Origin of the sequence: Pseudomonas sp., assembly GCF_035497915.1 — a bacterium.
GTDB lineage: Bacteria > Pseudomonadota > Gammaproteobacteria > Pseudomonadales > Pseudomonadaceae > Serpens.
Map to the genome: position 1 here is coordinate 61,392 of NZ_DATJCS010000048.1, position 19,724 is coordinate 81,115.

A 19,724-nucleotide genomic window follows, 5' to 3' on the forward strand; every position below is an offset into this window, starting at 1 on the left:
TGGCCGGCATAAAGCCGGCCCCACAAGGTTCATGTCCGCACCCCGGGCACCTCTGCTACCCTCGCGCCACTTCCATTGCCCTGTTCACCACAATGTCCCTCACCGCCGTTTTCCTCGACTCCGCCACCCTCGACGATCTCGATTTCAGCGCCCTGCACGCCAGCTTCGACCGCCTGACCCTGCACAGCGCCAGCGCGCCGGGACAGGTCATCGAGCGCCTGCACGGCGCCCAGGTGGCGATCAGCAACAAGGTGCCGCTGACCGAGCAGGTACTGGCCGCCTGCCCGGAACTCCGGCTGGTGCTGATCTCCGCCACCGGCACCAACAACGTCGACCTGGCCGCCGCCCGGGCGCGCGGCATCACCGTGTGCAACTGCCAGGGCTACGGCACCGCCTCGGTGGCCCAGCACTGTCTGATGCTGCTGCTCGCCCTGGCCGGCAATCTCACCGACTACCAGGCCGCCGTGCGTGCCGGTCGCTGGCAGCAGGCGCCGCAGTTCTGCCTGCTGGATTTCCCGATCGTCGAGCTGGCCGGCAAGACCCTCGGCATCCTCGGCCATGGCGAGCTGGGCGGCGCCGTGGCGCGACTGGCCGAGGCCTTCGGCATGCGCGTGCTGCTCGGCCAGTTGCCGGGGCGGCCGGCGCGCCCCGGCTATCTGCCGCTGGACCAGCTGCTGCCGCAGGTGGACGCCCTCAGCCTGCATTGCCCGCTCACCGAACAGACCCGCCACCTGATCGGCGCCCGTGAACTGGCGCTGCTCAAGCCCGGCGCGCTGCTGATCAACACCGCGCGGGGCGGGCTGGTCGATGAACAGGCCCTGGCCGACGCCCTGCGCAGCGGCCACCTGGGTGGCGCGGCCAGCGACGTGCTCAGCGAAGAGCCGCCGCGCAATGGCAATCCGCTGCTGGCGCCGGACATCCCGCGCCTGATCCTCACTCCGCACTGCGCCTGGGGCAGCCGCGAGGCGCGCCAGCGCATCCTCGAACAACTGGCCGAAAACGCCCGCGCCTTCCGCGCCGGCGCACCGCTGCGCGTGGTCGGCTGACAGGAGAGTTTTCATGGACCCACGAAGCGAAGTGCTGCTGCGCCAGGCCGAGCTGTTCACCGGCCAGGTGCTGCTGGCCGGCCTGCCGGCCGATGATCTGCTCGGCGCCCTGCCCGACGCCGCTGGCTGGAGCTGGCACGCCGGCGAGCAGGCCGCGTTGCAGGCACGCTTTCCCGAGCGCAGCCGGTTCGGCACCACGCCGCCCGAGACGCCGTTCGAGACCGCCGTGCTGTTCCTGCCCAAATCCCGTGAGCTGACCGACTACCTGCTGCAGGCGCTGGCCGCCCGGTTGGCCGGCAAGCCGCTGTACCTGGTCGGCGAGAAGCGTGCCGGCGTCGAACGGGCCGCCAAGCAGTTGGCCGCCTTCGGCACGCCGCGCAAGCTGGACAGCGCCCGCCACTGCCAGCTGTGGCTGGTGCAGGTCGCACAGGCGCCCGCGGCCCCGGCGCTGGAAGACCTGGCGCAGCGCTATGAGCTGCCGCTGGCCGACGGCCCGCTGCAGGTGGTCACCCTGCCCGGGGTGTTCAGCCACGGACGCCTCGATGCGGGCACCGCCCTGCTGCTGCAGCACCTCGACAATCTGCCGAGCGGCCCGCTGCTGGACTTCGGCTGCGGCGCCGGCGTGCTCGGCGCGGCACTCAAGCGCCGCTATCCGGGCAATCCGCTGCTGATGCTGGATGTGGACGCCTTCGCCCTGGCCAGCAGTCGCCTGACCCTGGCGGCCAACGGCCTGCAGGCCGAGCTGATCGCCGGCGACGGCATCCACGCCGCGCCGACCGGCCTGGCGGCCATCGTCAGCAACCCGCCGTTCCACCAGGGCGTGCACACCGATTACCAGGCCAGCGAGACCCTGCTGCGCGACGCCGCCCGCTTCCTGCGCCCCGGCGGCGAACTGCGCCTGGTGGCCAACAGCTTCCTCAAGTACCCGCCGCTGATCGAGCGGCACCTGGGGCCGTGCGCCACGCTGGCCGAGGGACAGGGGTTTCGTATCTACCGGGCGCGGCGCACCTAGGGTCTGATGAACCTGTAGAGCGGCTTCAGCCGCGATGCTTCCCGCTGCCACTCAACAGCTCGCGGCTGAAGCCGCTCCTACAGAAGACCGGGCGGCACGCTCCGAGCTTGCACCCACCCGCCTCGTTGGGCAGAATGCCCGCCGTCCTGGGGGAGTAGTCTCCTGCGAGCGCCCTGCTCGCGCGGCCCGCGTCAACATGCTTGGTCCACAGACCATGGCGCCGGCGACCCGACAGGCTTGATGCCTGGGGTTTGACAAGACCTGTGACACGAACGACCCGACCCGGGGTGGGTGGGCGTGCGTGTCATATGCGTTCTCTTGTCGACCCGCCCCTTTAGGAACCCTGATGCTGGAATCCCTGCTGGTCCCCACCGGAATCGTCACCCTGGCCGAAATCGGCGACAAGACGCAGCTGCTCGCGCTGGTGCTCGCCGCGCGCTTTCGCAAACCCTGGCCGATCATCGCCGGAATCATTGTCGCCACCCTGGCCAACCACTTCGCCGCCGGCGCGCTGGGCAACTGGGTCGCCGACTGGCTGACACCGGTGCTGCTGCACAGCCTGCTCGCCGTGGCCTTCCTGGCTGTGGCGGCCTGGGCGTTGATTCCCGATACCCTGGACGAGGAGGAAGGCAGCCGCTTCAAGCGCCACGGTGCGTTCGTCACCACGCTGATCGCCTTCTTCCTCGCCGAGATGGGCGACAAGACGCAGATCGCCACGGTGATGCTCGCCGCGCAGTACCCGGATTTCGTCCTGGTCGTGCTGGGCACCACGCTGGGCATGCTGCTGGCCAACGTGCCGGTGGTGCTGGCCGGCAACTTCGCCGCCGAACGCCTGCCGCTGAAGCTGATCCATCGCCTGGCGGCGCTGGCCTTCCTGCTGCTGGGGCTGTACGCCGCCTACCAGGCGCTGCACCTGGCCGGGATGCTGGGGTAGGTGCTGCCCCCCTGTAGGGCCGGGTTTATCCCGGCCGACGCGGATGGGGCCGGGACCCCGGCGTGCCGATGAACCCCCCGCCGGCCGGCGTAAAGCCGGCCCTACAGAAGCAAAAACCCCGGCGAACCCCTGTAGGGCCGGGTTTATCCCGGCCGATGCGGGTGAGGCCGGCACCCCAGCGTGCCGATGAAACCCCGCCGGCCGGCGTAAAGCCGGCCCCACAAGGTCGCTCTTTGCCTAACGCGAAGTCGCCTGCCGATACAGCGGCATCACCTTGGGAATCGTGGCGCGCAGGTTGCTCATGCGCGTGCTGGAGGACGGGTGGGTACTCATGAATTCCGGCGGGGCGCCATTGGCGGCCCGCGCCATCTTTTCCCACAAGCTGATGGCCGCGTTCGGGTCGTAGCCGGCACGGGCCGAAAGTTCCAGGCCGATCAGGTCCGCCTCGTTCTCGTTGCCCCGGCTGTTGGGCAGGGTCATCAGGTACTCGACACCCAGGTTGGCCATCTGCAAGCCGCCCTGTCCCACACCCAGCGCGGCACCGAGCTGGGTGGCCAGCTCCACGCCATAGGCCTTGGACAGCGCTTCGCGGCTGTGCTCGCGCAGCGCATGGGCGATCTCGTGGCCAATCACCGCGGCCAGCTCGTCATCGGTCAGCTGCAACTGCTCGATCAGCCCGGTGTAGACCATGATCTTGCCGCCCGGCCCGCAGTTGGCGTTCAGCTCCTTGCTGTCGATCAGGCTCACTTCCCATGGCCATTGGGCGGCATCCGGGCGGAACACCGGGGCCTGGGCGATCAGCCGCCGGGAAATGGTCTGCACCCGCCGCGCGTCGGCGCTGTCCTTCTCCAGCACGCCCGCGCTGGCTGCCTGGCTGACCGCCTGCTGGTACGACTGCGCATACATCTGATTGACCTGCTCGGTCGACAGCATGCTGAACATGTACTGCTTGCGATCGACGCCCACGGCGCCGCCGCTGGTGGTGTTCACCGCCTGGCAGCCGGCGAGCAGCGCGCAGGTCAGTAGCGTGGTCGGTAACGAGGGAAGCTTCATCGGTCGTTCCTGCCCAGTGATGCCCGATAAGCCTAGGTCGATCCGGCAGGGAGCGACAACCCGCCGACCGGATGGCCCGTCGACCATACTCATCGGCAGGTCGACTTGCCGGAGAACCGCCATGCGCTGGAAACGTGCCCGCCGTAGCGACAACGTGGTGGATGCCCGCGGCGGCGGGCGCGGCCTGCGCATCGGCGGCGGGCTGGGCCTGGGCGGCATCGCCATCGTGGTGGTACTGAGCCTGATGATGGGCCAGGACCCGCTGCAGGTTCTCGACCAACTGGGCGGCCAGACCGGCACGCCGGGCGGCGTGCAGCAGGCGCCGGCCACCGACGATGTCCACAGCCAGTTCGTGCGTGCCGTGCTGGGCGACACCGAGGATACCTGGGACGCATTGTTCGCCCAGGCGGGCGGCCAGTATGAGCATCCGCGCCTGGTGCTGTTCAGCGGCGCGGTGAACTCGGCCTGCGGCTTCGCGTCCGCGGCGGTCGGCCCGTTCTACTGTCCGGCCGACCGGCAGGTGTATCTGGATCTGCAGTTCTTCGCCGAACTGGAGCAGCGCTTTGGCGCCGCCGGCGACTTCGCCCAGGCCTACGTGATCGCCCACGAGGTGGGCCATCACGTGCAGACCCTGCTGGGCATCTCCCGCCAGGTGGAGGCGGCGCGTCAGCGCGGCGAAGCCATGGAGGGAGCCGGTGGGCTGCTGGTGCGCCAGGAGCTGCAGGCCGACTGCCTGGCCGGCGTCTGGGCGCACCATGCGCAGCGGCGTCTGGACTGGATGGAGGAAGGGGATCTGGAAGAGGCGCTGAATGCCGCCACGGCGATCGGGGACGATCGCCTGCAGCAACGCAGCCGCGGGCAGGTGGTGCCGGACTCCTTCACCCATGGCTCATCCGCACAGCGGGTGCGCTGGTTCCGCATCGGCTTCGACAGCGGCGAGGCGGGGAGCTGCGATACGTTCCAAACGGCGCGCCTGTAGGAGGGGCTTCAGCCGCGACGATTTTCGGTGTGCGGCATGGTCGCGGCTGAAGCCCCTCCTACAGAAAAGCGGAGCCGTTACACCAGCCAGCCGTGCAGTTCGGCGCAATCGCGGGCGTGCCAGTCGGCCAGCGCCGGCCAGGGGTTTTCCGGCAGGTTGACCAGCACGCTGCGCGCGCCGGCGGCCCTGGCGCATTCCAGGTCGAAGCGAAAATCGCCGACCATCACCATGCGTTGCACCGGCACATCCCAGCGGGCGGCCAGCTTCAGCAGGCCACCGGGATCGGGCTTGGGCGGCGCCTCGTCGCGGCCGAGGATGTCGTCGCGGTGGAAGCAGTCGCCCAGGCCAATGCCGTCGAGGGTGAGCTGGGCCAGTTCATGGGCGTTGCGCGTCAGCACGCCAAGGCGCACACCGCGCTCGCACAGATGCCGGACCAGCGCCACCGCGCCCGGCGCCGGCTGCGCGGCCAGCGCCAGTTCACGCTCGTGCGCCAGCAGCCAGGCCCGCTTGGCCCGCGCCCGCTCGGCCGGCAACTCGGCCAGGTGGGCGAGGATGTCATCCTCGGCGGGGATGTCCAGCGCCCGGCGAATCGCCGCGAAATCATGCACGGCCACAGTCAGCGTGCCGTCCATGTCGAACACCCAGTGGCGGATGTCGCGCAGGTTCATGCACCGCGCTCCCGGCGGCGGATCAGCCCTTCCTGGGCCACCGAGGCGACCAGCTCGCCGGCGCGGTTGAAGATGCTGCCGCGGCTGAAGCCCCGCGCGCCGCCGCTCCACGGGCTTTCCTGCACGTACAGGTGCCAGTCGTCCATCTGCAGGTCGTGGTGGAACCACAAGGCGTGGTCCAGGCTGGCCACCTGCATGTCCGGCTGCCAGAAGGAGGCACCGTGCGGACGCAGCGAGGCGGTCAGCAGGCCGAAGTCCGAGGCGTAGGCCAGCAGGTACTTGTGCAGAGCCGGGTTGGCCGGCAGGCTGCCGTCGGCCTTGAACCAGTACATGTTCAGCGGCGCACTGGGCTGCGGGCGGAAGGGGTCGCCGGGGTTCACCGGACGGATCTGGATCGGCTTGGCGCAGAGGATCTTCTCGCGCATCGGATGCGGAATGCGCTCGGCGTGGCGGCTGAACAGCTCGACTTCGCTGGGCAGGTTCTCCGGCCCTTCGACGTCGGGCATGCTCGGCTGGTGCTCGAAACCCGGCTCGTCGGCCTGGAAGGAGGCGCTGCAGAAGAAGATCGGCTGGCCCTTCTGGATCGCGGTGACCCGCCGGGTGCTGAAGCTGCCGCCATCGCGCACCCGCTCCACCTGATAAACCACCGGCAGCAGGGCATCGCCGGCGCGCAGGAAGTAACCATGCAGCGAATGCACATGACGGTCGGCGATCACCGTCTGGCAGGCGGCGGACAGCGCCTGGCCGAGTACCTGGCCGCCGAACAGCTGGGGAAAGCCCAGGTCCTGGCTGACGCCGCGAAACAGATTTTCCTCGATGGTTTCCAGGCTCAGCAGAGCCACCAGTTCATCCAGCACCTGACTCATGAATTTCCTCGACAAGGCATCTACCGCCGGGCATCCCCCGGCTTGTTCAAATGTTCAGCCGCGCAGCGCCGCGGCCAGCTCGGCGAGCCAGGGCTCGGCATCCAGCTCCGGGGTCACCGTCTCGCTGGAATCCAGGCGCAGCATCGGCAGCACTTCGCGGATGCCCAGCTCGGCATACAGCTCGCGAATCTGCTCGCCGCCACCGCAGAAGGTGTCGCCATAGCTGGAGTCGCCCAGACCGATCACCGCGCCCGGCAGGCCATACCAGGCCGGCGGCTGGTCGCGCAGGGTGGCATGCATCGCCTGCAGGCTGTCCGGCAGGTCTCCCATGCCGGTGGTGGAGGTGACCACCAGCAGCGCCTCGGGCGCCCAGGCGATCAGCTCGGCCAGCGCGCCACGCCGCTGATAGAGGGTTTCGAAGCCGGCCTGCTGCAACTGCTGCTCGGCGTGACGGGCGACTTCCTCGGCCGTGCCATACACGCTGCCGCTCAGAATCGCGATCTTCATGAAAAACTCCGACGTTGCTGCTCAAGAATCGCGGCATTATGCCGCAAAACCGATATCCAGCCGGGAGTTGCGTAATGGGAACCGCTTATCGGAAGAAACCGGACCGTTCGCAACAAACGGCGAATAACCGAGTCCTACAATCGGTTACCGCTTCGCTTCGAGATTTCCCCATGCGCAACGAGCCGCTGCTGACCCGCGACGAACTGGCTTTCCTGCAGGAGCTGCTGGACGAGCCTGCGACCGAGATGCCCAGCCGCCTGATGCTCGACAGCAGCCCCGCCATCAACGCCCTGCTGGCCAGCCTGGGGGCGAATGCCACCCTCTCCGTGGAAGCCCTGGTCAACGGCCAGCGCCTGAGCTTCCCGCTGCGCCTGAGTCGCGACGAGCCGCAGGCTCTGCAGCTGCAACTGGATGCCCCGCAAATCTTCGAAAAGGGCCTGGTCGAACGCCCGTGGCGCGCCAACCTGGCCACGCCGCTGGCGCTGGTTGACCGCGCTGGCGCGGCCACCGGCCTGTCGGTGCGCCAGCTGTCGCTGAACGGCGCGCTGGTGGCCGGCGACTCGCTGCCGGGCAATTTCACGCTGTGGATGGTGCTGCCGGACAATTCCACCCTGTCGCTGCGCGGCAAGCAGGTGCGGGTGCTCCAGGAGGGCCTGGCTGCGTACCGCATCACTCCGCTGCAGGGCAACGGCATGACGCGCCTGAAGGATCTGCTGGTCAAGTTGCACAACGAGGCGCAGGGTTTCTGATTGCCTGCCCTGTCCTGGGGCATGGGTTCTTCTGACTGGCGGTGGAGCCTTCGCGGCTGAAGCTCCTGCTGCACAGCAGCCCCGCTGTGCGAGCGGACACACCACACACCCCTTGCATTTCGGCCTGCAGCTTGCATGATTGCACCCCGAGCGCGCCCCGCCACCCCTGGGGCGCGTAACCGTATCCGCCCTACCCGGGCGGTCAGCGCAAGGAGTCGCAGGATGCCTACCCCACCCATGACCCTGTTGGTCGCTCGCCGCGTCGAGCCCGTCCACTACCCCGCCTTCATCGAATGGCTGCACGAAGGCGAACGCCTGGCCGCCGACTTCCCCGGCTACCTCGGTTCCGGGATGCTCGCCCCGCCGCCCGGCGACAACGAATTCCAGATGATCTTCCGCTTCAGCGACCCGGACAGCATGACCGCCTGGGAACATTCGGCCTCGCGCCAGGCCTGGCTGCAACGTGGCCAGGGGCTGTTCGACCAGCCCCATGAACACCGCGCCCTGGGCCTGGACGGCTGGTTCAACGAGGCCACCCGACCGCCGCGCTGGAAACAGAGCCTGGTGATCTGGCTGGCGTTCTTCCCGGTGTCGCTGCTGTTCAACCTGCTGTTCGGTGGCTACCTGGCCGACTGGCCGATGCCCGCCCGGGTGCTGGTCACCACGTTGGCCCTGACGCCGCTGATGACCTATCTGGTGATTCCGCAGGTGACCCGCCTGCTGGCGCCCTGGCTGCAACGTCCTGCCAGAGCCTCCGCGCGGCTGCGCACGCTGCTGGCGCGTCACTGATTGCCGTGATGGGGCGGCTGCTATAGCTTGGCTTCCGCCCCGTCACTGCCCGAGCACACCGCATGTCCGAAACTCCGGCCCCCATCCTGATCACCGGCGCCAGCCAGCGCGTCGGCCTGCATTGCGCGCTGCGCCTGCTCGACGACGGCCAACCGGTGATCGTCAGCTACCGCAGCGAGCGCCCGGGCCTGGAGCAGCTACGCCAGCGCGGCGCCGAGCTGCTGCGCGCGGACTTCTCCGACGAGGCCGGCATCCTCGACTTCATCGCCCGCCTGCGCCAGCACACCGGCAGGCTGCGCGCCATCGTGCACAACGCCTCCGAATGGCTGGCCGAGGAGCCCGGCCAGGAGGCCGAGGCCTTCCGGCGCATGGTCAACGTGCACATGCTGGCGCCGTACCTGATCAACCTGCACTGCGCCGACCTGCTGCTGGACAGCACGCCGGCGGACATCGTGCACATCGGCGACGACGTGGTGCGCAAGGGCAGCGCGAAGCACACCGCCTACTGCGCCAGCAAGGCCGGCCTGGACAGCCTGACGCTGTCCTTCGCCGCGCGCCTGGCGCCGAACATCAAGGTCAACGGCATCGCCCCGGCACTGCTGATGTTCAACGCGGACGACGACGCGGACTACCGGGCGAAGGCGCTGGCCAAGTCGCCGCTGGGCTTCACCCCCGGACCCGAGGTGATCTACCAGAGCCTGCGTTATCTGCTGGACAACCCCTACCTGACCGGCACGACGCTGACGGTGAACGGCGGTCGGCATCTCAAATAGCCCGGGCCGTGCGATACTCGCCGCCCCCCCAGAATCGGAGAGCAACGGCCATGCGACTGGAACCGGGAATGGCGCGCATCCGGGTCAAGGACCTGCGTCTGCGCACCTACATCGGCATCAAGGAAGAAGAAGTCCTCAACAAGCAGGACGTGCTGATCAACCTGACCATCCTCTATGCGGCGCACCAGGCGGTGGCGGAAAACGCCATCGAACGGGCGCTCAACTACCGCACCATCACCAAGGCGATCATCGCCCACGTGGAAGGCAACCGCTTCGCCCTGCTCGAGCGTCTGACCCAGGAAGTGCTGGATCTGGTGATGGCCCACCCGGAGGTGCGCTACGCAGAAGTCGAGGTGGACAAGCCCCACGCGCTGCGCTTCGCCGAATCCGTCTCCATCACCCTCGCCGGTCACCGCGAATAGCCTGGAGCGCCCATGAACGATCAACAACGCCTGGAACTGGAAGCCGCTGCCTTCCGCCGCCTGGTGCAGCATTTCCAGGAGCGTACCGATGTGCAGAACATCGACCTGATGAACCTGGCCGGCTTCTGCCGCAACTGCCTGGCCAAGTGGTACAAGGCCGCCGCCGACGAGCGCGGCGTGGAACTGGAGCTGGAGGCCGCCCGCGAGGCGGTGTACGGCATGCCGTATGCCGAGTGGAAGTCCCGTTACCAGCGCGAAGCCAGTGCCGAGCAGCTAGCCAACTTCGAGAAGAACAAGCCCGCATGAACCTGAACGACTTTCGCGCCGCCCTGCGCAACGAACAGCACCTGTTCGCCGAGACCCTGGCGTTCATCGCCGCCCGGTACGACTACACGCCGAGCGCCTTTCGCAACGGCGATCAACAGAACGCCGCCGGCCAGAACGAGGGTTCGTGCAAGGTACTGGGCCTGGCCCTGCTGGAACGGCTGACCGACGAGGAGGTGCTGCGGGCCTTCGGCGAGCACTACCGCAGCGTGCTGGCCACGCCCGAGGGCAGTGACCACGGCAACATCCGTGCACTGATGAAGACCGGCCTGGCCGGCGTGGTGTTCGAGCAGCCGCCGTTGGTGCGCAAGCCGTAAGCGGTGTGCCTGGACGGTGGGGAGACCAAACCAAAGCGTGGTATTCGGACTCCGCTGGCCGGCGTAAAGCCGGCCCTACAGGGCTTGGTGCGTGCGGCTCCGGACCCTTGTGGGGCCGGCTTTATGCCGGCCAAGCGGGATTGGAACGCAGCCAATGCTTGAGCCGAACCTGTAGGAGGGGCTCAGCCGCGACGGGGATCCGCCCAAAGCGTCGCGACTGAAGCCCCTCCTACCCAGGCGTAGGGTGGACAACGTTTTTCTTGTCCACCGCCCCGGCGGCCAGAACGGCGCTAACCGCCCTACCCTCAGCCGCGCGCTTCGCGGATCGCCTCGATATAGGGCTCGGCCTGGCGCTGGTCCTGGATCATGGCGATGAAGTCATCGGCGGCCGCCAGGTCGTAGCCGGCGTCGCGGAAGAACACCAGGAAGCGCTCGAAATCGCCGATGCGCAGCCCGCGATAGGCCTTGAGCAGCTTGTGCAGCGCCGGCGGGGTATCGTCGGCCGGTTCCATGGCCAGGTAGGCCTTGATGGCTTCGTCGCCGATCTCCTCGCCAATTACCTGCTTCTTGTCCTTGCGCATCGCTCGCCTCGCTCAGTCAAAGGGCCCGCAGTGTACTCCCCGTCCCGGCGGTCCTCAACGCAACCAACATCTGCATTCCCCTACAGTGAGCAGGCGTATACTCAGCCGGCCTTGCCCTCCGGGAGCCATCATGTCCTTGCAACTACCGCTGTTCGCGGCCTGGCGCCAGACGCTGCGCGCCGGCTATTCCCGTTCCTCCCTGCAGGGGGATCTCGCCGCCGGTCTGACCGTCGGCATCATCGCCATCCCGCTGGCCATGGCCCTGGCCATCGCCGTCGGCGTGCCGCCGCAGCACGGTCTGTACACCGTGCTGATCGCCGCTCCGCTGATCGCCCTGCTCGGCGGCTCACGCTTCAACATTTCCGGCCCCACCGCCGCCTTCGTGGTCATCCTGCTGCCGATCACCCAGCAATACGGCATCGGCGGCCTGCTGCTGTGTACCTTGCTGGCCGGGCTGATCCTGATCGCCCTGGGCCTGCTGCGCGCCGGCAAGCTGATCAGCTTCGTACCCTACCCGGTGACCCTGGGCTTCACGGCCGGCATCGGCATCGTCATCGCCACCCTGCAGATCAAGGATTTCCTCGGCCTGCAGCCGCAGGGCGAGCCCGCCCACTACGTGGCGCAGCTGATGAGCCTGGGCGAAGCGCTGCCCAGCCTGCAGTTCGGCGACGCGCTGGTCGGCATGGTCTGTCTGGGCGTGCTGATCGTCTGGCCGCGTTTCGTGCCGAAGATTCCCGGGCACCTGATCGCCCTGCTGGTGGGCACGCTCCTTGGCCTGCTGCTGGAATCGGCCGGCCTGCCGCTGGCCACCCTCGGCGAGCGCTTCAGCTACACGCTGGATGGCGTCGAGCATCCCGGCATCCCGCCGTTCCTGCCCAGCTTCGCCTGGCCGTGGGACCTGCCCGGCCCCGACGGACAGCCGCTGGTGCTGTCCTTCGAGCTGATCCGCCAACTGATGGCGCCGGCCTTCGCCATCGCCATGCTCGGCGCCATCGAATCGCTGCTGTGCGCGGTGGTGGCCGACGGCATGGCCGGCACCAAGCATGATCCCAACGCCGAGCTGCTCGGCCAGGGCATCGGCAACCTGATGGCGCCGCTGTTCGGCGGCATCACCGCCACTGCCGCCATCGCCCGCACCGCCACCAACGTGCGCGCCGGGGCGTTCTCGCCGCTGGCGGCCATCATCCACGCCGGCGTGGTGCTGCTGGCCGTGCTGCTGCTGGCGCCGCTGTTCAGCTACCTGCCGATGTCCGCTCTGGCCGCGCTGCTGCTGATGGTGGCCTGGAACATGAGCGAGGCCCACCATGTGGTGCATACGCTGAAGATCGCCCCGCGCACCGACGTGCTGGTGCTGCTGGTCTGCCTGGTGCTCACCGTGCTGTTCGACATGGTGCTGGCGGTGGGCGTCGGTCTGCTACTGGCCGCCGGCCTGTTCATCAAGCGCATGAGCGACATCACCGACACTGCCAGTCTGCCGGCCGGCTTCCATGAGTCCCTGCAGAATCTGCCCGAGGGCGTGGCCGCCTATGCCATTCGCGGCCCGCTGTTCTTCGGCGCGGCGGAAAAGGCGCTGGACACCCTGCGCCGCTTCGACCGCGAGATGAAGGTGGTGATCGTCGAGATGAGCGCCGTGCCGCTGCTGGACATGACCGCCCTGGCGGCGCTGGAAAGCATCCTCGAGCATTACCAGCGCCACGGCATCGGCCTGGTGCTGGTCGGCACCACGCCACGGGTACGCCTGAAGCTGCGCCGCGCCGGCATCCACCGTCGCGATGGCGAGCTGGCCTTCGTGCGCAACCTGGTGCAGGCGCGCGAGAAGGCGCTGCGCTGGCTGGATGAACGGGGCGTGGTGGCGGGCTGACGCCCGCTATCGCGGCTGAAGCCGCTCCTACACAAGCCGGTTCGGCACAGACCTGTAGGAGCGACTTCAGTCGCGAGCTTTTGTGGCCTGCTCGAAGAGCATCGCGGCTGAAGCCGCTCCCACAAAAGCGCTACGGTCGGCTCAAGTCTTCGGCAGGGTGACGCCGGTCTGGCCCTGGTACTTGCCGCCACGATCGCGGTAGGACACTTCGCAAGCTTCATCCGACTGCAGGAACAGCATCTGCGCCACGCCCTCGTTGGCGTAGATCTTCGCCGGCAGGGTGGTGGTGTTGGAGAACTCCAGGGTCACGTGGCCTTCCCACTCGGGTTCCAGCGGGGTGACGTTGACGATGATGCCGCAGCGCGCGTAGGTGCTCTTGCCCAGGCAGATGGTCAGCACGTCGCGCGGAATGCGGAAGTATTCGACGGTGCGCGCCAGCGCGAAGGAGTTCGGCGGGATGATGCACACCGGGCCCTTCACATCCACGAAGCTCTTCTCGTCGAAGTTCTTCGGGTCCACGGTGGCCGAGTGGATGTTGGTGAACACCTTGAATTCGTCGGCGCAGCGCACATCGTAGCCGTAGCTGGAGACACCGTAGGAGATCAGCCGCTCGCTGCCCTCGGTGCGCACCTGGCGTTCGACGAAGGGCTCGATCATGCCGTGCTCCTGGGCCATGCGGCGGATCCACTTGTCCGATTTGATGCTCATCGCGGTGTCCTGAATGGGTTCAACAAGAATGCCGCGCATCTTACCGGGCCGCTGTCGCTCCTTCCAAGCCAAGGCGTCCGGCGAAGACGATTTTCGGACAGTAGTCCACTGATCCAGATCAACATTCCCCGCCCCGCTCTTGCATAGCCTCACATGATGGCACTGTGCCTTGTGGTCGCACGAACAACCCAAGAAAAACACGGCAGGGACGGACAATGGCTCTCAAGATCGAGTGGTCGGCCGACTATGAAACCGGCATCGACCTGATTGATGAACAGCACCAGCGGCTGTTCGAATATTTCGAAGACATCCAGAAGTGCATCGAAAGCGGCGACGGCAGTCAGGTGGAGATTCTCTGCCGCGGTCTGATCGACTACGTGCTTTCGCACCTGGTGTTCGAGGAGTCACTGATGGAACAGGCCGGCTACCCGATGTTCGAGGCCCATCGCCAGGTGCACGACGCGTTCCGCCAGCGCGCCAACGAGTACCTGGACAAGGTCACCCAGGGCATCGACCCGCTCAAGGTGGCGCGCGAAATGCGCACCGACGTGGGCCTGTGGCTGATCAACCACATCAAGCACGAAGACAAGCACTACGTGGCCCTGGTGAAGAAAAACCTGGACCGCAGCTTCGCCTCGCGCATGCTCGGCAAGTTCTTCAGCTGAGCACCCGGGCATACGCATTTCAGGGTGCCTCTAAAAACGTAGGCGAGGCCGTCAGCGCAATACCGATGGCGGCCCCGCAAAACAGGCGAAAAAGCGCAGTTTACGTGAGGTAAATGAGCATTTTGAGCCTGTTTTTAACGCAGCGATGACAACGCAGGTAGTTTTTAGAGGCGCCCTTCAGTCGTCGCTGATCTCGATCTTCGGCATCGACTGCGCGACGATCTGGCTGCCCTGGGCAATCCGCGCGCCCACCGTGCGCGCCACCTGCTGATAGAGCATGGCGATCTGGCTTTCCGGATCGGCGATCACCGTCGGCCGGCCGGCGTCGGCCTGGCTGCGAATGGCCATGGACAAGGGCATCGAGGCCAGCAGATCGACGTTGTACTGCGCCGCCAGCTTCTCGCCGCCACCCTCGCCGAACAGGTGTTCGGCATGCCCGCAGTTGGAGCAGATGTGGATGGCCATGTTCTCCACCACGCCCAGCACCGGAATATTCACCTTGCGGAACATCTCCACGCCCTTCTTGGCATCCAGCAGCGCCAGATCCTGCGGGGTGGTGACGATCACCGCGCCGGCCACCGGCACCTTCTGCGCCAGGGTCAGCTGGATGTCGCCGGTGCCCGGCGGCATGTCGACCACCAGATAATCGAGGTTGTCCCAGGCGGTCTGGGTGATCAGTTGCAGCAGCGCGCCGGAGACCATCGGCCCGCGCCAGACCACCGGTGTCTTGTCATCGGTGAGGAAGGCCATGGACATCACCTGCACGCCATGGGCCTCGATGGGCACGAAGAACTTCTCGTCGCGCACCTTCGGACGGGTACCTTCGGGGATGCCGAACATGATGCCCTGGCTGGGGCCATAGATATCCGCGTCCAGCATGCCGACCCGCGCGCCCTCGCGGGCCAGGGCCAGCGCCAGGTTGGCGGCGGTGGTCGATTTGCCGACGCCGCCCTTGCCGGAGGCCACGGCGATGATGTTCTTCACGTTGGCGAGCGCCGGCACCGCGTCCTGCGCCTTGTGAGCGGTGATCACGCAGTCCACCTGCACGCTGGCCTGGCTGACGCCGTCGAGGTTTTCCAGGGCCATCTGCAGCAACTGGCCCAGGCCACTCTTGAACAGGCCGGCGGCATAGCCCAGCTCCACACGCACGGCGACGCGGTCGCCCTGGATGTCGATCTGCTTGACGCAACCGGCGCTGACCGGGTCCTGATTCAGATGCGGGTCGGTGTATTGACGCAGCGCGGCTTCGACGGCTTCGCGGGTAATGGACATGGGGGCTCCAGATTCGGACCGGCGGGACAGGCGGGCATGATAGCAGCTGTGGGGCCGGGTTTATCCCGGCCGGCGGAGGGCGGGGATGGCAGAGCGGCGGCGGCGGCAACTCCGCTGGCCGGCGTAAAGCCGGCCCTACAGGCCGTAGGGTCGACAACGGCGCAGCCTTGTCTACCGGCATACGCAGGCGTTCCCGCGGTGGAAAATCGCTTCGCGCGTTTCCACCCTGCGCGTCTGCGTCGTTCCCCTACGGGCCGGTGGCTTCCGGCGCGTTCCTTCCCTTATAGTTGCCGGCTTGTTCCATCAGCCGTGCAGCCCAACCGCCATGTCCGAAGCCCGCAAGATTCTCGTCACCAGCGCCCTGCCCTACGCCAACGGCTCGATTCACCTCGGCCACATGCTGGAATACATCCAGACCGACATGTGGGTGCGCTTCCAGAAGCTGCGCGGCAACACCTGCACCTATGTGTGCGCCGACGACGCCCACGGCTCGGCCATCATGTTGCGCGCGGAAAAGGAAGGCATCACCCCCGAGCAGCTGATCGCCAACGTGCAGGCCGAGCACAGCGCCGACTTCGCCGACTTCCTGGTGGACTTCGACAACTTCCACTCGACCCACGCCGAGGAAAACCGCGAGCTGGCCACGCGCATCTACCTGGCGCTGCGCGACAAGGGCCACATCGCCACCCGCTCCGTCACCCAGTACTTCGACCCCGAGAAGGGCATGTTCCTGGCCGACCGCTTCATCAAGGGCACCTGCCCGAAATGCGCGGCCGAGGACCAGTACGGCGACAACTGCGAGAAGTGCGGCGCCACCTACGAGCCGACCGAGCTGAAGAACCCGCGCTCGGCGATTTCCGGCGCCACCCCGGTGCTCAAGGAGTCCAAGCACTTCTTCTTCAAGCTGCCGGACTTCGAAGCCATGCTCAAGGAGTGGACCCGCGGCGGCGCCCTGCAGGACTCGGTGGCCAACAAGATCGCCGAATGGCTGGACGCCGGCCTTCAGGAGTGGGACATCTCCCGCGACGCGCCCTACTTCGGCTTCGAGATCCCCGACGAGCCGGGCAAGTACTTCTATGTCTGGCTGGACGCGCCGGTCGGCTACATGGCCAGCTTCAAGAACCTCTGCGCGCGCCGCCCGGAGCTGGACTTCGACGAATACTGGAAGCCGGACTCCAGCGCCGAGGTCTACCACTTCATCGGCAAGGACATCATCAACTTCCACGCGCTGTTCTGGCCGGCCATGCTGCAAGGCGCCGGTTTCCGCAAGCCGACCGCGCTGAACGTGCATGGCTACCTGACCGTCAACGGCCAGAAGATGTCCAAGTCGCGCGGCACCTTCGTCAAGGCACGCACCTACCTGGATCACCTCAATCCCGAGTACCTGCGCTACTACTACGCCTCCAAGCTCGGCCGTGGCGTCGACGACCTGGACCTGAACCTCGAAGACTTCGTGCAGAAGGTCAATTCCGACCTGGTCGGCAAGGTGGTCAACATCGCCAGCCGCTGCGCGGGCTTCATCCACAAGGGCAACGCCGGCGTGCTGGTGGCCACCGATATCGAGCCGCAACTGCGCGCCACCTTCCGCGACGCCCTGCCGAGCATCGCCGAAGCCTACGAGAAGCGTGACTTCGCCCGCGCCATGCGCGAGATCATGGCCCTGGCCGACGTGGCCAACGCCTGGATCGCCGACAAGGCGCCGTGGGCACTGAACAAGCAGGAAGGCAAGCAGCAGGAAGTGCAGGAAATCTGCGCCCTGGGCGTCGAGCTGTTCCGCCAGTTGGTCATCCTGCTCAAGCCGGTCCTGCCAAAGCTGGCCGCCGACGCCGAGCAGTTCCTCAACGTACCGCCGCTGAGCTGGACCGACCTGGACCAGCCGCTGGCCAACCATCAGCTGAATCCGTTCACCCCGCTGATGACCCGTATCGACCCCGCACAGGTAGCCGCCATGATCGAAGCCTCCAAGGAAGACCTGGCCGCCACCCAGGCAGCCCCCCAGGGTGGCGACCCCCGAGGCAGTGGCGAACTGACCAAGGAGCCGCTGGCCGCGGAAATCAATTTCGACGCCTTCGCCGCCGTCGACCTGCGTATTGCGCTGATCGAAAAGTGCGAGTTCGTGGAAGGCGCCGACAAGCTGCTGCGTCTGACCCTGGATATCGGCGATGCCAAGCGCAACGTGTTCTCCGGCATCAAGAGCGCCTACCCGGACCCAAGTCAGCTGGAAGGCCGCCTGACCCTGTACGTGGCCAACCTGGCGCCGCGCAAGATGAAGTTCGGCGTCTCCGAAGGCATGGTGCTGGCCGCCGGCCCCGGCGGCGAGGAAATCTACTTGCTCAGCCCCGACGCCGGCGCCAAGCCGGGCCAGCGGGTGAAGTAAGGCGGGGTTGGTGCCGTAGGGTAGACAACGGCGAAGCCTTGTCTACCGGGCATACGCAGGCGTGGCTGTGGCGGAAAATCGCTGCGCGAGTTTTCCACCCTACGGTTGACGCGGCACCGAACCACAATAAAAAAACGGAACCCTCGGGTTCCGTTTTTTAATTTCTCAGCCTGGCCGCCGTTAGCGGGCCATCTGCTCGAACATGTAATCGGGCAGCGGGTCGAGGACGATCTCGGTGCCCTGGTAGGCCGGTGCCTCGGCCTTGGCAAACACGCCGCGCTTGTCGTTGCCGCCACGGTAATCGATCACGCAGCCGTTGCTCTCCACCCAGAAGTGCGGCGAGACCACACGACCACCCACTTCCAGCTTGCCCAGCATCGCCTTGTAGGGCACGCCCTGCTTGGCCAGACGGCTGACCACCAGACGGCTCAGGCTGTCGCTGGCGGTGTGGGTAGTGTCCAGATCATCGAGCAGGCGTTGCAGGTCCTGGGTGTTCATAAAGAGCAAAGAGCCTCGGGGGTGTGGGTTTCGATGGCGCGCATTCTACGACTAAAGTCGAATGATTGTTAGCGAGCTTTCTTTAAGTCAGCGACTAATTTGCATGCAAACCATTCATCTGCCGGCCGTTCGCCGCGCCGACCTACACTGGTCAGGACACTGGCGGCAGGGCGCAACATCATGCTTCGTTCAGGCTCCTCGATGCGCTACGGCATCGAATTCGAATACCTGCTGATCGATGCCTCGGGACGCATCCGTGATTTCACCAACCTGGACTTCCCCGTCCTCAGCCGGATGCTCGCCGCCAAGCCCGGGCTCGACGACCCCACGCTGGCCAGCGGCGACCAGGGCATCCGCAGCGGCTACTGGTACCTGGAGGGTGACGAACGCGCCCACCCGGACGGCCGCTTCGCCGGCCTGGCGGTGAAAGGCGTGGAGATTCGCACCCCGCCGCGCGACAGCGTCGCCGAGGCATTGGCCCTGCTACTGGAGATCGAACGGCAACTGGCCGCGACCCTGGCCGGCCACGACCTGGCACTGGGCATCGCGGCGCTCCACCCGCTGCGCGAGCGCTACGTCTTCGACCCGCCGCTGAATGCCTGGGAGCGGCGCAACCGGGCGGCCGATCGCGACTACGCCGGCAACGACATCGCCACCCTGACCTTCGGCCCCGACCTCAACCTGTCGTTCGCCGACCGGGACTGGCGGCGCGACCTGGACGCCGCGCGCAAGCTGAACTTCTATGCGCCGTTCATCGTGCCATTCAGCTTCGATTCGCCCTGGTTCGCCGGCCAGGCCTGGACCGGCTGGTCGCGGCGCACCTGGATGCGCTGCGGCTGCCGACCGGCGGTGCGCGTGTATGTCGAAGCGGATAACCACACGGCGCTGCAGGCCTCGCCGCTGATGCGCCCGGCGCGCCTGCCCGGCGAAGTCGGGCGTATCGAGTTCAAGGCCTTCGACGCCGCGCCCGGCGTGGCGCTGCTGACCGCCCTGTGCCAGTTGCTGACCGGCCTGTGCCTGGACGACAGCCTGCCAGGGCGCAGCGAGGAGGCCGACATCGACCTCTACCGCCTGGCCGCGCTGGATGCCTTCGACGACGCGCAGATCGCCCATGGGGCGCAGCGCGCGCTGCAGGCCAGCCAGGCCGCGCTGCGACAGGCCGGGCTCGGCGCGGCGGCCGAACAGCTGGAGCCGCTGTGGCGCCAGCGCGCCGCGCGCGTCACCCCGGCCCATGCCCTGCGCGCCAGCGGGCAGCTGTACTGGCCGGGCGGTCTGGCCGCGCATTGACGCCCGTCAGCCTGCGGCCGGCTGTCGCGCCTTGTA

At 67.2% G+C, this 19,724-nt stretch carries 22 protein-coding genes and 1 riboswitch; of the genes, 14 read left to right on the forward strand and 8 right to left on the reverse strand.

The genetic code is table 11. From position 1 onward, the window contains the following. Positions 1-92: 92 nt before the first annotated feature. The 3 genes from VL129_RS14380 to VL129_RS14390 all read left to right on the forward strand — a co-directional run bounded on the left by VL129_RS14380 (position 93) and on the right by VL129_RS14390 (position 2,992). On the forward strand, positions 93-1,046 hold the full coding sequence (locus tag VL129_RS14380) for a 2-hydroxyacid dehydrogenase (RefSeq protein WP_325413848.1): 954 nt from the start codon (positions 93-95) through the stop codon (positions 1,044-1,046). 13 nt (positions 1,047-1,059) lie between these two features. After that, positions 1,060-2,058 (forward strand): class I SAM-dependent methyltransferase, encoded by a 999-nt coding sequence (locus tag VL129_RS14385; RefSeq protein ID WP_325413850.1) that lies wholly within the window; start codon positions 1,060-1,062, stop codon positions 2,056-2,058. 137 nt (positions 2,059-2,195) lie between these two features. After that, positions 2,196-2,311, forward strand: a riboswitch (yybP-ykoY riboswitch). Between the two features lie 93 nt (positions 2,312-2,404). Then, the gene (locus tag VL129_RS14390; RefSeq protein WP_325413852.1) at positions 2,405-2,992 is read left to right on the forward strand and encodes a TMEM165/GDT1 family protein; all 588 of its coding nucleotides are present in this window, start codon (positions 2,405-2,407) and stop codon (positions 2,990-2,992) included. Positions 2,993-3,229: 237 nt separating this feature from the next. On the opposite strand, the gene VL129_RS14395 is transcribed toward VL129_RS14390, so the two are convergent. After that, complete coding sequence (locus tag VL129_RS14395) at positions 3,230-4,045, reverse strand: M48 family metallopeptidase (RefSeq protein ID WP_325413854.1); 816 nt, start codon at positions 4,043-4,045, stop codon at positions 3,230-3,232. A gap of 121 nt (positions 4,046-4,166) precedes the next feature. Here VL129_RS14395 and ypfJ point away from each other — a divergent pair, with 121 nt between their 5' ends. Further along, a complete protein-coding gene (gene ypfJ / locus VL129_RS14400) occupies positions 4,167-5,024 on the forward strand; it encodes a KPN_02809 family neutral zinc metallopeptidase (protein ID WP_325413856.1) in 858 nt (285 codons plus the stop codon). 77 nt (positions 5,025-5,101) lie between these two features. Here ypfJ and VL129_RS14405 read toward each other — a convergent pair whose 3' ends face one another. The 3 genes from VL129_RS14405 to VL129_RS14415 are packed head-to-tail and all read right to left on the reverse strand — an operon-like array spanning position 5,102 to position 7,065. Beyond that, complete coding sequence (locus VL129_RS14405; protein WP_325413858.1) at positions 5,102-5,692, reverse strand: HAD family hydrolase; 591 nt, start codon at positions 5,690-5,692, stop codon at positions 5,102-5,104. Beyond that, positions 5,689-6,558 (reverse strand): acyl-CoA thioesterase, encoded by an 870-nt coding sequence (locus tag VL129_RS14410; protein ID WP_325413860.1) that lies wholly within the window; start codon positions 6,556-6,558, stop codon positions 5,689-5,691. Before VL129_RS14410 ends, VL129_RS14405 begins: the two co-directional genes overlap by 4 nt. A 54-nt stretch (positions 6,559-6,612) precedes the next feature. Beyond that, positions 6,613-7,065 carry a flavodoxin gene (locus tag VL129_RS14415; protein ID WP_325413862.1) on the reverse strand — a complete coding sequence of 151 codons (453 nt, stop codon included), beginning with the start codon at positions 7,063-7,065 and terminating at the stop codon, positions 6,613-6,615. Between the two features lie 170 nt (positions 7,066-7,235). Between VL129_RS14415 and VL129_RS14420 the strand changes: the two genes are divergently transcribed. From VL129_RS14420 to VL129_RS14445, 6 genes are all read left to right on the forward strand, one after another. Beyond that, positions 7,236-7,814 carry a hypothetical protein gene (locus VL129_RS14420; protein ID WP_325413864.1) on the forward strand — a complete coding sequence of 193 codons (579 nt, stop codon included), beginning with the start codon at positions 7,236-7,238 and terminating at the stop codon, positions 7,812-7,814. A 222-nt stretch (positions 7,815-8,036) separates the two neighbouring features. Beyond that, positions 8,037-8,603: a putative antibiotic biosynthesis monooxygenase gene (locus VL129_RS14425; RefSeq protein WP_325413866.1), complete on the forward strand. Its 567-nt coding sequence runs from the start codon at positions 8,037-8,039 to the stop codon at positions 8,601-8,603. A gap of 62 nt (positions 8,604-8,665) precedes the next feature. Continuing rightward, positions 8,666-9,376, forward strand: coding sequence for a dihydromonapterin reductase (gene folM / locus VL129_RS14430; protein WP_325413868.1), 711 nt, complete (start codon positions 8,666-8,668; stop codon positions 9,374-9,376). Between the two features lie 50 nt (positions 9,377-9,426). Continuing rightward, entirely contained in the window at positions 9,427-9,798 is a 372-nt protein-coding gene (gene folX / locus VL129_RS14435; RefSeq protein ID WP_325413870.1) for a dihydroneopterin triphosphate 2'-epimerase, read from the forward strand. 12 nt (positions 9,799-9,810) lie between these two features. Further along, positions 9,811-10,104 carry a DUF1244 domain-containing protein gene (locus VL129_RS14440; RefSeq protein WP_325413872.1) on the forward strand — a complete coding sequence of 98 codons (294 nt, stop codon included), beginning with the start codon at positions 9,811-9,813 and terminating at the stop codon, positions 10,102-10,104. Further along, positions 10,101-10,439 (forward strand): HopJ type III effector protein, encoded by a 339-nt coding sequence (locus tag VL129_RS14445; RefSeq protein WP_325413875.1) that lies wholly within the window; start codon positions 10,101-10,103, stop codon positions 10,437-10,439. The genes VL129_RS14440 and VL129_RS14445 overlap by 4 nt, the downstream gene beginning before the upstream one ends. 305 nt (positions 10,440-10,744) lie before the next feature. Here VL129_RS14445 and VL129_RS14450 read toward each other — a convergent pair whose 3' ends face one another. After that, positions 10,745-11,020, reverse strand: coding sequence for a PA4642 family protein (locus VL129_RS14450; protein ID WP_325413877.1), 276 nt, complete (start codon positions 11,018-11,020; stop codon positions 10,745-10,747). A gap of 130 nt (positions 11,021-11,150) precedes the next feature. Between VL129_RS14450 and dauA the strand changes: the two genes are divergently transcribed. Further along, a complete protein-coding gene (gene dauA, locus VL129_RS14455; protein WP_325413880.1) occupies positions 11,151-12,881 on the forward strand; it encodes a C4-dicarboxylic acid transporter DauA in 1,731 nt (576 codons plus the stop codon). 141 nt (positions 12,882-13,022) lie between these two features. Here the strand turns inward: dauA and dcd are convergent, their stop codons facing one another. Continuing rightward, the gene (gene dcd / locus VL129_RS14460; RefSeq protein ID WP_325413882.1) at positions 13,023-13,589 is read right to left on the reverse strand and encodes a dCTP deaminase; all 567 of its coding nucleotides are present in this window, start codon (positions 13,587-13,589) and stop codon (positions 13,023-13,025) included. 215 nt (positions 13,590-13,804) lie between these two features. On the opposite strand from dcd, the gene VL129_RS14465 reads away from it, so the two are divergent. Continuing rightward, positions 13,805-14,254, forward strand: a complete 450-nt coding sequence (locus tag VL129_RS14465) for a bacteriohemerythrin (protein WP_325413884.1) — start codon at positions 13,805-13,807, stop codon at positions 14,252-14,254. A gap of 177 nt (positions 14,255-14,431) precedes the next feature. Here the strand turns inward: VL129_RS14465 and apbC are convergent, their stop codons facing one another. Further along, a complete protein-coding gene (apbC, locus tag VL129_RS14470; RefSeq protein WP_325413886.1) occupies positions 14,432-15,526 on the reverse strand; it encodes an iron-sulfur cluster carrier protein ApbC in 1,095 nt (364 codons plus the stop codon). 325 nt (positions 15,527-15,851) lie between these two features. Between apbC and metG the strand changes: the two genes are divergently transcribed. Further along, a complete protein-coding gene (metG, locus tag VL129_RS14475; protein WP_325413888.1) occupies positions 15,852-17,903 on the forward strand; it encodes a methionine--tRNA ligase in 2,052 nt (683 codons plus the stop codon). 180 nt (positions 17,904-18,083) lie between these two features. Here metG and VL129_RS14480 read toward each other — a convergent pair whose 3' ends face one another. Then, on the reverse strand, positions 18,084-18,401 hold the full coding sequence (locus tag VL129_RS14480) for a hypothetical protein (protein ID WP_325413890.1): 318 nt from the start codon (positions 18,399-18,401) through the stop codon (positions 18,084-18,086). 180 nt (positions 18,402-18,581) lie between these two features. On the opposite strand from VL129_RS14480, the gene VL129_RS14485 reads away from it, so the two are divergent. Continuing rightward, positions 18,582-19,688, forward strand: a complete 1,107-nt coding sequence (locus VL129_RS14485) for a glutamate-cysteine ligase family protein (protein WP_325413892.1) — start codon at positions 18,582-18,584, stop codon at positions 19,686-19,688. Positions 19,689-19,724 lie beyond the last annotated feature (36 nt).